This is a genomic window from Enterobacter sp. C4G1 (genome assembly GCF_052886895.1).
This window is the reverse complement of record NZ_JBQVVV010000001.1, coordinates 1328885-1343413: the sequence shown is the minus strand read 5'-3', so window position 1 is coordinate 1343413 and position 14529 is coordinate 1328885. Positions and strand designations below refer to the sequence as shown.

At 52.4% G+C, this 14529-nt stretch carries 8 protein-coding genes and 1 pseudogene; 5 read left to right on the top strand and 4 right to left on the bottom strand.

What is annotated here, in order from left to right:
* The 5 genes from thiG (at position 1) to ACT9TW_RS06415 (ending at position 4588) form a co-directional block, all read left to right on the top strand.
* Entirely contained in the window at positions 1-768 is a 768-nt protein-coding gene (thiG, locus tag ACT9TW_RS06435) for a thiazole synthase (RefSeq protein WP_446491917.1), read from the top strand.
* Positions 768-1901: a 2-iminoacetate synthase ThiH gene (gene thiH, locus ACT9TW_RS06430; protein ID WP_446491916.1), complete on the top strand. Its 1134-nt coding sequence runs from the start codon at positions 768-770 to the stop codon at positions 1899-1901. Before thiG ends, thiH begins: the two co-directional genes overlap by 1 nt.
* 338 nt (positions 1902-2239) lie before the next feature.
* On the top strand, positions 2240-3781 hold the full coding sequence (locus ACT9TW_RS06425) for a sensor domain-containing diguanylate cyclase (protein ID WP_446491915.1): 1542 nt from the start codon (positions 2240-2242) through the stop codon (positions 3779-3781).
* A 180-nt stretch (positions 3782-3961) separates the two neighbouring features.
* On the top strand, positions 3962-4267 hold the full coding sequence (locus tag ACT9TW_RS06420; RefSeq protein WP_182063251.1) for a PTS sugar transporter subunit IIB: 306 nt from the start codon (positions 3962-3964) through the stop codon (positions 4265-4267).
* A 3-nt stretch (positions 4268-4270) separates the two neighbouring features.
* Positions 4271-4588 (top strand): PTS lactose/cellobiose transporter subunit IIA, encoded by a 318-nt coding sequence (locus tag ACT9TW_RS06415; protein ID WP_061706801.1) that lies wholly within the window; start codon positions 4271-4273, stop codon positions 4586-4588.
* A gap of 114 nt (positions 4589-4702) precedes the next feature.
* Here the strand turns inward: ACT9TW_RS06415 and rpoC are convergent.
* From rpoC to rplJ, 4 genes and pseudogenes are all read right to left on the bottom strand, one after another.
* A pseudogene (gene rpoC / locus ACT9TW_RS06410) lies at positions 4703-8925 on the bottom strand (DNA-directed RNA polymerase subunit beta').
* A gap of 76 nt (positions 8926-9001) precedes the next feature.
* A complete protein-coding gene (gene rpoB, locus ACT9TW_RS06405; RefSeq protein ID WP_182063249.1) occupies positions 9002-13030 on the bottom strand; it encodes a DNA-directed RNA polymerase subunit beta in 4029 nt (1342 codons plus the stop codon).
* A gap of 320 nt (positions 13031-13350) precedes the next feature.
* Positions 13351-13716: a 50S ribosomal protein L7/L12 gene (gene rplL, locus ACT9TW_RS06400; protein ID WP_000028879.1), complete on the bottom strand. Its 366-nt coding sequence runs from the start codon at positions 13714-13716 to the stop codon at positions 13351-13353.
* A gap of 66 nt (positions 13717-13782) precedes the next feature.
* On the bottom strand, positions 13783-14280 hold the full coding sequence (gene rplJ, locus ACT9TW_RS06395; protein WP_005132895.1) for a 50S ribosomal protein L10: 498 nt from the start codon (positions 14278-14280) through the stop codon (positions 13783-13785).
* Positions 14281-14529: the final 249 nt, after the last annotated feature.

Below are 14529 nucleotides of genomic sequence, written 5' to 3'. Positions count from 1 at the left end.
ATGTTACGTATTGCCGACAAAACCTTTGATTCACATCTCTTTACCGGAACCGGAAAATTCGCGTCACCGCGGCTAATGGTCGATGCCATTCAGGAAAGTGGTAGCCAGCTGGTAACGCTCGCTATGAAGCGCGTTGATCTGCGCAATCACAGCGATGCCATACTCGGGCCACTGCTGGCGGCTGGCGTGACCTTGCTGCCAAACACCTCCGGAGCAAAAACCGCAGAAGAGGCGATTTTTGCCGCCCAGTTGGCACGAGAAGCGCTGGGGACGCCCTGGCTGAAACTTGAAATTCATCCTGATGCCCGCTGGCTGCTGCCCGACCCAATCGAAACCCTGAAAGCCGCCGAAAAACTGGTCCAGCTTGGTTTTACCGTTCTGCCCTATTGCGGGGCCGATCCGGTACTGTGCAAACGGCTGGAAGAAGTGGGCTGTGCCGCCGTGATGCCGCTGGGCGCGCCTATTGGTTCCAATCAGGGGCTGGAAACCCGCGCCATGCTGGAGATAATTATTGAACAGGCAACCGTACCAGTAGTAGTTGATGCTGGTATTGGTGTTCCGAGCCATGCCGCGCAGGCGCTGGAAATGGGGGCCGATGCCGTACTGGTCAACACCGCAATTGCCGTGGCAGACGATCCCGTGATGATGGCGCGCGCGTTTCGTCTGGCGGTGGAAGCGGGCATGCTGGCACGTCAGTCTGGCCCCGGGTCACGTAGCCCTCTTGCGCGAGCCACCAGCCCGCTGACCGGCTTTCTGGAGGCGCTCTGATGACCACTTTTACCGACCGCTGGCAGCAGCTCAACTGGGACGATATTCGCCTGCGCATCAACAGTAAAACGTCAGCAGATGTGGAGCGGGCGTTAAATGCCCGTCATCTGACCCGTGAGGATCTGATGGCCCTGCTCTCCCCTGCGGCCAGCGCTTATCTGGAGCCGATGGCCCAACGCGCGCAGCGTCTTACCCGGCAGCGTTTTGGCAACACGGTCAGCTTTTACGTGCCGCTTTATCTCTCTAACCTGTGCGCCAATGACTGCACCTACTGCGGTTTTTCCATGAGCAACCGTATCAAACGCAAAACGCTGGATGAACAGGAGATCGCCCGCGAGTGTGCCGCCATACGCGAGATGGGATTCGAACATCTGCTACTGGTAACCGGAGAGCATCAGGGGAAAGTCGGGATGGACTATTTTCGCCAGCATCTTCCTGCCATTCGCCGCGAGTTTTCATCGTTACAGATGGAAGTTCAGCCCCTTTCTGAGGACGAATACGCCGAGCTTAAAGGCCTGGGGCTTGATGGCGTAATGGTCTACCAGGAAACCTATCACGAGGCGATGTACGCGCAGCATCACCTGAAAGGGAAAAAACAGGATTTTTTCTTCAGGCTGGAGACGCCAGACAGGCTTGGACGTGCCGGGATCGACAAAATCGGGCTGGGTGCGTTGATTGGGCTTTCTGATAGCTGGCGGGTAGATTGCTATATGGTGGCGGAGCACCTGCTGTGGTTACAGCAACACTACTGGCAAAGCCGCTACTCGATCTCTTTCCCACGTTTGCGTCCGTGCGCAGGGGGAATAGAACCGGCTTCGCTGATGGATGAACGCCAGCTTGTTCAGACCATCTGTGCATTTCGCCTGTTCGCGCCGGAGGTGGAACTGTCACTCTCCACACGCGAATCACCGGCGTTTCGCGACCGTGTTATCCCGCTGGCTATCAACAATGTCAGTGCCTTTTCCAAAACCCAGCCAGGGGGTTATGCCGATGACCATCCCGAGCTGGAACAGTTTGCGCCCCACGATGGCCGACGCCCTGAAGCCGTGGCAGATGCGCTTGCAGCACAAGGGTTACAGCCGGTATGGAAAGACTGGGACAGCTGGCTTGGGCGCGCTTCGCAATTACGATGAAACACCGTGCAACGGTGCAGAAAGTTGCCGAGAAGCTTCGTAGCGTTATAACCGGGTGGTTGTCAGTCATCACCCGGTTTTTTTATGCTCTCTTCGTCAGCAACGGACGCTGACCAGGGCGAATAGCTTCTTCCTCGATTCGCCCTGCCTTCTCTTGATCACTACAACAAAATTTTAATTCATCAAATAAATACGAAATTTATTATCGTTTCTTAAGGTAAATCATCTTGCATTGAAACCTTACGCGTATAATTAACCGCCAACATCCGGGTAGCGACTATGCTCAGAGGATACTCATTGCTCTCACGCCTCACATCATCTGGACTGATTTACAACTCATGGCACTTCATAGCAGAAAACTATCTTTCACCAGGCCGATTATGGTCAGTTTCACGGGGATCCTGCTCAGTTTTATTCTGGTCGCTGTGTTTATCACCCTGTCCCAGCGCAGTAATTTTCTTAATGATTATCATAAGATTAACGGAAACTTCACCCACAACCTTGCGGTGATCTACACCGAATCCATCCTGCATGAAAATGACTATATTCTTGGACGAGCAGCCACCTTCTTCGCACGTAACGACAGGCTGAATCAAACAATAAACACCAATCCAGGTGAAGGATTGCAGGTATTGATGCATCTTCAGAATCTGATGCCGACCGTCTCTTCCATCTCGCTGGCCGACACACAAGGGCATTATCTGCGCGCCCCGGAAGTTCTGCCCACGGACAAGAGCAAAACATTTGATGCCCGCACCCGCCCGTGGTTTATCGGCCAGGCAGAAGCCAGTACTTTCAGCCGCTATACCCATCCTTATATGGATTACTTCACCGGACATCCTACGGTCACACTCTTTAAACCCGTTATTTCGCCAGAGGGGCGCCTGAAAGGGACGCTCGCATTTCACCTCGACCTGACGTCAATGGGATTTACACTGCGGCAGATGGTCGCCCCCGTACAAGGCGAGTTTTTTATCGTGGAGCGGGATGGTACTGTCGTGCTGCACCCTGATACCGGGGCGCTTTTTAAGCCGTACGTCAGCGAAGCGCTGATGGATAAAATGACCAGCGGTGAGGGCCATCTTTATGACCCGGAAAGCAAAACCTGGTTTTACTACTACTCGTTTACCAACCCCGACTGGTTTGTTATCTACCGGGTGGCTGATTCTACACTCACCGGGATCACCCAGCATGAGACATCCATCGTCGTCTGGGGATTTGCGCTAGCAGGCCTCGTTATCATCCTGTTTGGTTTATACCTGCGTCATGCCTCACGCACCGTTCTGATGAACATCATTAACGCGATCAAAACCGGGGATGTCAGCACGGCGCCTCGCCTTGAAGCGATGCTCAGCCATACCATTCAGTCAAACAAAGAACGGGAACTTGCCTATGTGCGCCAGGCGACCCACGATGCGCTGACAGGCTGTAAAAACCGCCGTGCTTTCGACAACGACATTGCTGAGCTGCTCAATAACCATCAGCCATTTGCCCTGGCGCTGGTCGACATTGATAACTTCAAATCCATCAATGACACCTGGGGACATTTGAGCGGCGATATCGTTCTGCGCAACGTCGCGCGTGAAGGGCTTCAGGTTATGCAGCCACATAACGTCTCTGTTTATCGCTACGGCGGTGAGGAGTTTGCGGTTATCTTCCGCTCGGAGCTGTTCGCGCTGTCTCACGAGTTACTGGATACATGGCGTATCGCGGTGGAGAAGCGCGCATGGCGTGAAGAGAATCTGCACGTGACATTCAGCGCCGGGCTGGGCGAATGGCATTTCGAGCCGCTTGAGCAATTTATTGGTACCGTAGATGGTGCACTTTATAAAGCCAAACAGCAGGGTAAAAATCGCATTTTGCAAACCTCCGATAACTAACCCCTCTCCTTTCTCTGTGCCCGTTTCAACGGGCATATTGCCTGCAGATGTAAAATTGTAACCGGTTTCAGAAAATTGCCGATTTCTTTGTGATGCCAAACACACAATCGCGGTAAAGCGGTTGTTGAAGCGGTCTGCACGGGATAATTATCAATAAACACATGTACATCGAGGCTGACTATGAAGAACATCGTTTTATGCTGTGCAGCGGGAATGTCGACCAGTATGCTGGTTCAACGAATGAAAGATGCCGCGCAGAAAAAAGGGGTTGAAGTAACCATTAAAGCCGTCCCGGTTGCGGAGTTTAAAGACAACATTGCTGCCGCCGACATCGTATTACTGGGGCCACAGGTAAAATACGAGCTGGCAAAACTTCAGGCGCAGGCAGACCCGCTGGGTAAAAAGGTCGCGGTTATCGACATGATGGATTACGGCATGATGAAAGGCGATGTCGTACTGGAAAAAGCCCTCAAACTGCTGGAGTGACCTGTGGAAGATTTAGAAACAACGATCATGGAATTACTGGTCAATGCGGGCGCAGCGCGCAGTGCAGCCCTGACTGCATTGCAGATGGCTCGTAAAGGTGACTTTGCCGAAGCCGAAAAAGCGATGGAAGAGTCGCGCGAATATGTGAAACATGCGCACACGATCCAGACGCAGCTGATTGGTCTTGATGAAGGCACCGGGAAGCTTCCGGTCAACCTGATCACTGTTCATTCTCAGGATCACCTGATGAACGCGATGGTTATCCAGGATCTGGCGGGCGACATGATTGAGCTTTATCGACGGATCCCGTTGGTAAACTGAAAACATGCAGATGTAAAAAAACCCGCCGAAGCGGGTTTTTTATTGTCGGGTGGCGCTATGCTTACCCGACCTACGATCCTATGCCCGGCAATTTTCACCACCGGGCATCAACGATTAATCGTTGTCGGAACCACCCAGACCTGCGTTCAGCAGTTCTGCCAGGCTCGCGGATGCATCTTCAGCAGTGACCTGCGGTGCGGCTGGCAGTTCGCCCGCTGCACGACGACGCATACGATCCTGATGGTACGCATAACCGGTACCAGCCGGGATCAGACGACCCACGATAACGTTCTCTTTCAGACCGCGCAGTTCATCACGTTTACCCGCAACAGCTGCTTCGGTCAGGACACGTGTAGTCTCCTGGAACGATGCTGCGGAGATGAAGGACTCGGTTGCCAGAGACGCTTTGGTGATACCCAGCAGATCACGTGCAAAGGTCGCACCGATTTTGCCGTTCGCTTCCAGATCGCGGTTAGCGATCTTAACGCGAGAGTATTCAACCTGCTCGCCTTCCAGGAAGTCGGAGCTGCCAGCGTTTTCGATGGTTGCTTTACGCAGCATCTGACGAACGATAACTTCGATGTGCTTATCGTTAATCTTAACGCCTTGCAGACGGTAAACGTCCTGTACTTCGTTGGTGATGTAACGCGTTACCGCGTGTACGCCACGAAGACGCAGAATGTCGTGCGGCGCTTCTGGACCATCGGAAACCACGTCACCACGTTCTACACGTTCACCTTCGAACACGTTGAGCTGACGCCACTTAGGAATCATCTCTTCGTACGGCTCGCTACCATCTACTGGAGTGATAACCAGACGGCGTTTCCCTTGGTCTCTTTACCGAAGGAAATGATACCGCTGATTTCAGCCAGGATTGCAGGCTCTTTCGGACGACGTGCTTCGAACAGATCCGCAACGCGTGGCAGACCACCGGTGATGTCCTTGGTACCGCTGGATTCCTGAGGAATACGCGCCAGAGCATCACCCGCACCGATCTGAATGCCATCTTCCAACTGAACGATCGCTTTACCTGGCAGGAAGTACTGCGCAGGCATGTCGGTGCCTGGGATCAGAACGTCGTTACCCTGAGCATCAACGATTTTCAGTGCAGGACGCAGATCTTTACCACCGGCAGTACGTTCAGCAGAATCCAGAACCACCAGAGAAGACAGACCGGTCAGCTCGTCAGTCTGACGAGTAATGGTCTGGCCGTCGATCATGTCAGTGAAGCGGATGAAACCACTTACTTCGGTGATAACCGGCATGGTATGTGGATCCCAGTTCGCTACGGTTTCGCCGCCAGCAACCTGCTCGCCATCACCTTTCGCCATAACAGCACCGTAAGGCACTTTATAGCTCTCTTTGGTACGACCGAATTCGTCGATCAGCTTCAGCTCGGTGTTACGAGAGGTCACAACCAGCTTGCCTGCGGAGTTAACAACAGACTTCGCGTTGCTGAGCTTGATGCTACCTTTGTTTTTCACCTGGATGCTGGATTCAGCAGCCGCACGAGATGCCGCACCACCGATGTGGAACGTACGCATCGTCAGCTGTGTACCCGGCTCACCGATTGACTGTGCCGCGATAACGCCGATTGCTTCACCTTTGTTGATGATGTGGCCACGCGCCAGGTCACGACCATAGCAGTGCGCACAAACACCAAAGTCGGTGTCACAGGATACAACGGAACGCACTTTCACTGAGTCAACAGAGTTGGCTTCCAGCAGATCACACCAGTGCTCGTGCAGCAGCGTGTTGCGTGGAACCAGAATGTCTGCGGTACCCGGCTTCAGGATATCTTCCGCGGCTACACGACCCAGAACGCGATCGCGCAGTGGCTCTTTAACATCACCACCCTCGATAACCGGGGTCATGGTGATACCTTCGAGGGTGCCACAATCGTCTTCGGTAACAACCAGATCCTGCGCAACGTCAACCAGACGACGCGTCAGATAACCGGAGTTCGCGGTTTTCAGTGCGGTATCCGCCAGACCTTTACGAGCACCGTGAGTAGAGATGAAGTACTGGAGTACGTTCAGACCTTCACGGAAGTTCGCGGTGATTGGCGTTTCGATGATGGAGCCATCTGGCTTCGCCATCAGACCACGCATACCTGCCAGCTGACGAATCTGTGCTGCAGAACCACGCGCACCGGAGTCGGCCATCATGTAGATGCTGTTGAAGGAAACCTGCTGCTCTTCTACACCGTCACGGTTAATAACGGTTTCGGTTTGCAGGTTATCCATCATCGCTTTGGATACACGATCGTTCGCCGCAGCCCAGATATCGATAACTTTGTTATAGCGTTCGCCCGCGGTTACCAGACCAGACTGGAACTGCTCCTGGATCTCAGCAACTTCAGCTTCCGCTTCAGAGATAATTTCGTGTTTCTTCTCTGGGATGACCATGTCATCAATACCAACAGATGCACCTGAACGCGCTGCATAAGCAAAGCCGGTGTACATTGTCTGGTCAGCGAAGATAACGGTAGGCTTCAGGCCCAGAATGCGGTAACAGGTGTTCAGCATTTTGGAGATTGCTTTCTTGCCCAGCGCCTGGTTGACGATGGAGAAAGGCAGACCTTTCGGCACGATCATCCACAGAATGGCACGGCCAACGGTCGTGTCCTTAATGCTGGTTTTCGCGACGAACTCGCCGTTTTCATCTTTTTCAAATTCGGTGATACGCACTTTAACGCGCGCATGCAGAGAGGCCAGGCCAGCGCGGTAAATACGCTCAGCTTCTTTAGGGCCAGTCAGCACCATGCCTTCGCCTTTGGCGTTAACACAGTCACGGGTCATGTAGTACAGACCCAATACAACGTCCTGAGAAGGAACGATGATTGGTTCACCGTTCGCTGGAGACAGGATGTTGTTGGTAGACATCATCAGCGCACGCGCTTCGAGCTGGGCTTCCAGCGTCAGCGGTACGTGAACAGCCATCTGGTCACCATCGAAGTCGGCGTTATAGGCCGCACAAACCAGCGGGTGCAGCTGGATAGCTTTACCTTCGATCAGTACTGGCTCAAATGCCTGGATACCCAGACGGTGCAGTGTTGGTGCACGGTTCAGCAGTACCGGGTGTTCGCGGATAACTTCGTCCAGGATATCCCAAACGACAGCTTCTTCACGCTCAACCATTTTCTTAGCGGCTTTGATGGTGGTGGCCAGGCCACGCAGTTCCAGCTTGCCGTAGATGAACGGTTTGAACAGCTCCAGTGCCATTTTCTTCGGCAGACCGCACTGATGCAGACGCAGGTATGGACCTACGGTGATTACAGAACGACCGGAGTAGTCAACACGCTTACCGAGCAGGTTCTGACGGAAACGACCCTGTTTACCTTTGATCATATCGGCCAAAGATTTCAGAGGACGTTTGTTAGAACCAGTGATCGCACGACCGCGACGACCGTTATCCAGCAGGGCATCTACCGCTTCCTGCAGCATACGTTTTTCGTTGCGTACGATGATATCTGGCGCAGCCAGATCCAGCAGGCGCTTCAGACGGTTGTTACGGTTGATGACGCGACGGTACAGATCGTTCAGATCGGACGTTGCGAAACGACCACCATCCAGTGGAACCAGCGGACGCAGATCTGGCGGCAGAACCGGCAGAACGGTCAGGATCATCCACTCTGGTTTGTTACCAGACTGAACGAACGCTTCCAGCAGCTTAATACGCTTGGTCAGCTTTTTACGCTTGGTTTCGGAGTTGGTTTCGTTCAGCTCTTCACGCAGCTGCTCGCACTCTTGCTCCAGATCCATGCTCTTCAGCAGGGCCTGGATAGCTTCCGCACCCATCTTCGCATCGAATTCGTCACCGAACTCTTCCAGCGCGTCCAGATACTGTTCTTCGGTCAGAATCTGGTTACGTTCCAGATTCGTCATACCGCCTTCGATAACAACATAAGATTCGAAGTACAGAACACGTTCGATATCACGCAGCGGCATATCCAGCAGCAAACCGATACGGGACGGCAGAGATTTCAGGAACCAGATGTGGGCAGTCGGAGACGCCAGCTCGATGTGGCCCATGCGCTCACGACGCACTTTAGTCTGGGTCACTTCAACGCCGCACTTCTCACAGATAACACCACGGTGTTTCAGGCGCTTGTACTTACCGCACAGGCACTCGTAATCTTTTACTGGCCCGAAAATACGCGCACAGAAAAGGCCGTCACGCTCAGGTTTGAACGTACGGTAGTTGATGGTTTCTGGCTTTTTAACTTCACCAAAAGACCATGAACGGATCATGTCTGGCGAGGCCAGAGCAATTTTGATCGCATCAAACTCTTCGGTTTTAGTTTGCGCTTTCAGAAACTTTAATAAGTCTTTCACGGATTTGCTCCCGTCGGAGTTAGCACAATCTGGTGCCGGGGGTTAACCCGGCACCAGTGACCTGTTTGAGCGAGAGTTACTCGTCTTCCAGCTCGATGTTGATACCCAGAGAACGGATCTCTTTCAACAGTACGTTGAAGGATTCCGGCATACCTGGTTCCATCTGATGGTTGCCGTCCACGATGTTTTTATACATCTTCGTACGGCCGTTCACGTCATCAGACTTAACGGTAAGCATTTCTTGCAGGGTGTATGCTGCGCCATATGCTTCCAGCGCCCACACTTCCATCTCACCGAAGCGCTGACCACCGAACTGAGCCTTACCACCCAGCGGCTGCTGAGTAACCAGGCTGTAAGAACCGGTAGAACGCGCGTGCATTTTGTCATCAACCAGGTGGTTCAGTTTCAGCATGTACATGTAGCCAACGGTAACCTGGCGTTCGAATTGCTCACCGGTACGACCGTCGAACAGTGTGATCTGACCGGAAGTCGGCAGGCCACCCAGCTGTAACAGTTCCTTGATTTCAGACTCTTTTGCACCGTCGAATACTGGCGTTGCGATCGGCATACCCTTACGCAGGTTTTCCGCCAGACGCAGAACTTCATCATCGCTGAAGGTGTTCAGGTCGACTTTCTGACGAACGTCAGTACCCAGATCGTACGCACGCTGGATGAACTCGCGCAGTTTCGCGACTTCTTGCTGCTGTTTCAGCATGGCGTTGATTTTCTCGCCGATACCTTTCGCAGCCATACCCAGGTGGGTTTCGAGGATCTGACCGATGTTCATACGAGATGGTACGCCCAGCGGGTTCAGTACGATATCTACCGGCGTACCGTTAGCATCGTGTGGCATATCTTCGATCGGGTTGATCTTGGAGATAACACCCTTGTTACCGTGACGACCTGCCATCTTATCACCAGGCTGGATCTGACGTTTAACAGCCAGATACACCTTAACAATCTTCAGCACGCCTGGTGCCAGATCGTCGCCCTGAGTGATTTTACGGCGTTTCGCTTCGAGTTTTTTCTCGAACTCGTGTTTCAGTTCGTCATACTGCTCAGCCAGCTGTTCCAGCTGATTTTGTTTCTCTTCGTCGGTCAGGCCCAGTTCCAGCCAGCGATCGCGAGGCAGTTTGTCGAGCTTCTCAGCTTCAACACCACCGGCAACCAGCACCGCATAAATACGGCTGAACAGACCCGCTTCGAGGATTTGCAGTTCTTCAGACAGGTCTTTCTTAGCCTGTTTGAGCTGCATTTCTTCGATTTCGAGCGCGCGTTTGTCTTTCTCTACGCCATCACGGGTGAAGACCTGAACGTCGATAACAGTACCGGAAACACCGTTTGGTACGCGCAGAGAAGAGTCTTTAACGTCAGACGCTTTCTCACCGAAGATAGCACGCAGCAGTTTCTCTTCTGGCGTCAGCTGGGTTTCACCTTTCGGTGTTACCTTACCAACCAGAATATCGCCGCCGGTCACTTCCGCACCGATGTAAACAATACCGGATTCATCCAGTTTGGAGAGCGCAGCTTCACCCACGTTAGGGATGTCAGCGGTGATCTCTTCTGGCCCCAGCTTGGTGTCACGGGACACACATGCCAGTTCCTGAATGTGGATGGTGGTGAAACGATCTTCCTGAACAACACGCTCGGAGACAAGGATGGAGTCTTCGAAGTTGTAACCGTTCCACGGCATGAACGCTACGCGCATGTTCTGACCGAGCGCCAGTTCACCGAGGTCGGTAGACGGGCCGTCAGCCAGCACGTCGCCGCGCTCAATTGGCTCACCCAGAGACACACATGGCATCTGGTTGATACAGGTGTTCTGGTTAGAACGGGTGTACTTGGTCAGGTTATAGATGTCGATACCTGCTTCACCTGGGTACATCTCGTCTTCGTTAACTTTGATAACGATACGGGAAGCATCCACGTACTGAACAGTACCGCCACGTTTAGCAACCGCAGTAACACCGGAGTCAACGGCAACAGCACGTTCCATACCGGTACCAACCAGCGGCTTATCAGCGCGCAGAGTTGGAACGGCCTGACGTTGCATGTTCGCACCCATCAATGCACGGTTGGCGTCATCGTGTTCCAGGAACGGGATCAGGGACGCACCGACGGATACCACCTGCTGGGTGGATACGTCCATGTAGTCAACCTGGTCGCGGCTGAACAAGCTGGATTCGCCTTTGCTACGGCAGGTAACCAGATCTTCTTCAAAGTGACCTTCGTCATCCAGGTTGGAGTTCGCCTGAGCGATAACGTAGTTGCCTTCTTCGATAGCAGACAGGTAGTGAATTTCGTCGGTTACAACACCGTCAGTCACTTTACGGTACGGAGTCTCGAGGAAGCCGTATTCGTTAGTCTGTGCGTACACGGACAGGGAGTTGATCAGACCGATGTTTGGACCTTCAGGCGTTTCGATTGGACATACGCGACCGTAGTGAGTCGGGTGTACGTCTCGAACTTCAAAGCCTGCACGCTCACGGGTCAGACCGCCTGGGCCGAGTGCAGAGATACGACGTTTGTGCGTAATCTCAGACAGCGGGTTGTTCTGGTCCATAAACTGAGACAGCTGGCTGGAGCCGAAGAACTCTTTCACTGCTGCGGAAATCGGTTTGGCGTTGATCATATCCTGAGGCATCAGGGTATCCAGATCGCCCAGAGACAGACGCTCTTTCACCGCACGCTCTACACGTACCAGGCCAACACGGAACTGGTTTTCCGCCATTTCGCCTACGGAACGGATACGACGGTTGCCGAGGTGGTCGATATCGTCCACTTCGCCTTTGCCGTTACGGATATCGATGAGCTTCTTCATCACTTCGATGATGTCGTCTTTGCTCAGGATACCGGAACCTTCGATTTCGTCGCGCAGCAGAGAACGGTTGAACTTCATACGACCAACCGCAGACAGGTCATAGCGGTCTTCGGAGAAGAACAAGTTCTCGAACAGGCTTTCAGCCGCTTCGCGAGTTGGTGGCTCACCAGGACGCATCATACGGTAGATTTCTACCAGCGCGCTCAGACGATCGGTGGTTGGGTCGACGCGAATAGTCTCAGACATATACGCGCCGTGGTCCAGATCGTTGGTGAACAGCGTTTCGATACGTTTGTGGCCAGACTGGCTCAGCTTAGCCAGCAGATCCAGGCTCAGCTCCATGTTCGCTGCGCAGATCAGCTCACCCGTTGACTCGTCAACGTAATCTTTCGCGACCACTTTTCCAGCAATGTATTCAACCGGAACTTCGATGTGTTTGATATCATCTTTTTCCAGCTGACGGATATGGCGCGCAGTGATACGGCGACCTTTTTCCACATACACTTTGCCGTCGGCTTCGATGTCGAACGACGCGGTCTCACCACGCAGACGTTCCGGCACCAGCTCCATTTGCAGCTTGTTGTCGCGGATTTCAAAGATCACTTTCTCGAAGAACAGGTCCAGGATCTGTTCAGTGGTGTATTGCAGCGCACGCAAAATGATGGTCGCTGGCAGTTTACGACGACGGTCGATACGGACAAACAGGTTGTCTTTTGGATCGAACTCGAAGTCCAGCCAGGAACCACGGTAAGGAATGATGCGCGCGTTATACAGTACTTTACCGGAAGAGTGTGTTTTACCTTTATCGCTGTCGAAGAAGACGCCCGGGCTACGATGCAGCTGGGAAACGATAACACGCTCAGTACCGTTGATAACGAAAGTACCGTTGTCTGTCATGAGTGGAATTTCACCCATGTAGACTTCTTGTTCTTTAATGTCCTTAACGGTGCCTTCCGGCGCTTCGCGCTCGTAGATCACCAGACGCAGTTTTACGCGCAGCGGTGCGGAATAGGTCACGCCACGAATTTGACATTCCTGAACGTCAAACACCGGTTCGCCAAGGCGGTAGCTGACGTATTGCAGCTCAGAATTACCGCTATAGCTTTTAATCGGGAATACGGAACGGAAAGCTGCTTCCAGACCATACTGCCCTTCAGGATCTTGCTCGATAAACTTCTGGAACGAGTCAAGCTGGATAGAAAGGAGATAAGGTATATCCAGAACTTGTGGACGTTTACCAAAATCCTTACGAATACGTTTTTTCTCGGTATAGGAGTAAACCATTAGGGTTCCTCAGCTCGCTGACAAGTCGACCCATCTGTCCGACGAAGGGACAGTTTGTGCAACACCATTTTGTTGATCGGAAAATTGAATACTTTCCGCAATACCTGTTGCTATCACGCTTAAACCATTTCGTTGCGATTTACACAGAGCGAGCACCCTGTCGCAGTATATTAAGGCGTCGATAGAAACAAGCATTGTCAGGACAATCAGCAGTCAAACAGTGTGAAATGCTACTGATGCCTTACAGCGCAAAAAGGCTGGTGACTAAAAAGTCACCAGCCATCAGCCTAATTACTTAGGCTGCAACCAGAAAAGTTGGCTTATTTAACTTCAACTTCAGCGCCAGCTTCTTCCAGAGATTTTTTCAGTGCTTCTGCGTCGTCTTTGCTCACGCCTTCTTTCAGCGCAGCTGGAGCAGATTCTACCAGGTCTTTAGCTTCTTTCAGACCCAGGCCAGTTGCGCCACGTACTGCTTTGATAACAGCAACTTTGTTAGCGCCAGCAGCTTTCAGAATTACGTCGAATTCAGTTTTTTCTTCAGCAGCTTCAACCGGGCCAGCAGCTACAGCTACAGCAGCAGCAGCGGAAACACCGAATTTTTCTTCCATTGCAGAGATCAGTTCTACAACGTCCATTACGGACATAGCTGCAACTGCTTCAATGATTTGATCTTTAGTGATAGACATTTAAATTGTTCCTGAAAATCAGAATAAGTTTATACGTAAGCAAATGCTTTATAAAGATAACTGCTATTAAGCAGCTTCTTTCGCATCGCGAACAGCAGCCAGAGTGCGAACCAGTTTGCCAGCCGAAGCTTCTTTCATGGTTGCCATCAGGCGTGCAATTGCTTCTTCGTAGGTCGGCAGGGTTGCCAGGCGATCGATGTTCGATGCCGTGATCAACTCACCTTCAAAGGCTGCAGCTTTGACCTCAAATTTTGCATTCGCTTTCGCGAACTCTTTGAACAGACGAGCAGCAGCGCCCGGGTGTTCCATAGAGTATGCAATCAGGGTCGGACCAACAAACGTGTCTTTCAGGCACTCGAACTGAGTACCTTCAACTACGCGACGCAGCAGGGTGTTACGAACAACACGCATGTATACGCCAGCTTCACGACCTGCTTTACGCAGTTCAGTCATTTTGTCTACAGTAACGCCACGGGAATCCGCAACTACTGCAGACAGCGCGCCTTTGGCTACTTCGCTGACTTCAGCAACAATCGCTTGTTTGTCTTGAAGATTTAAAGCCATTAGCTTTGCTCCTGGATGTTTGCCGGAACTCATGTTCCGGAACTCACTTCACTCATTCCAACGGAAAGAGCGTCTTAATACGGTGAGCAGAAACAAGCCAGAGTATCAAAAAATAATCTTAGCGTTCTGTCACCGTCTACGCAGGGGATTAAGTCTCTTGCGAAACACCTGCGGTCTTCGACGGAGGCCTGGATTAGGCCAGGCTCCAACGAACAAATCTTTTAGCCGCTAACTTTCGTTAGCAAACGT

Excerpts from the sequence above, each read along its gene's own strand:
- thiG (WP_446491917.1), top strand. The coding sequence starts at position 1 with ATGTTACGTATTGCCGACAAAACCTTTGATTCACATCTCTTTACCGGA.
- thiH (WP_446491916.1), top strand. The coding sequence starts at position 768 with ATGACCACTTTTACCGACCGCTGGCAGCAGCTCAACTGGGACGATATT.
- ACT9TW_RS06425 (WP_446491915.1), top strand. The coding sequence starts at position 2,240 with ATGGCACTTCATAGCAGAAAACTATCTTTCACCAGGCCGATTATGGTC.
- ACT9TW_RS06420 (WP_182063251.1), top strand. The coding sequence starts at position 3,962 with ATGAAGAACATCGTTTTATGCTGTGCAGCGGGAATGTCGACCAGTATG.
- rpoB (WP_182063249.1), bottom strand. The coding sequence starts at position 13,030 with ATGGTTTACTCCTATACCGAGAAAAAACGTATTCGTAAGGATTTTGGT.
- rplL (WP_000028879.1), bottom strand. The coding sequence starts at position 13,716 with ATGTCTATCACTAAAGATCAAATCATTGAAGCAGTTGCAGCTATGTCC.
- rplJ (WP_005132895.1), bottom strand. The coding sequence starts at position 14,280 with ATGGCTTTAAATCTTCAAGACAAACAAGCGATTGTTGCTGAAGTCAGC.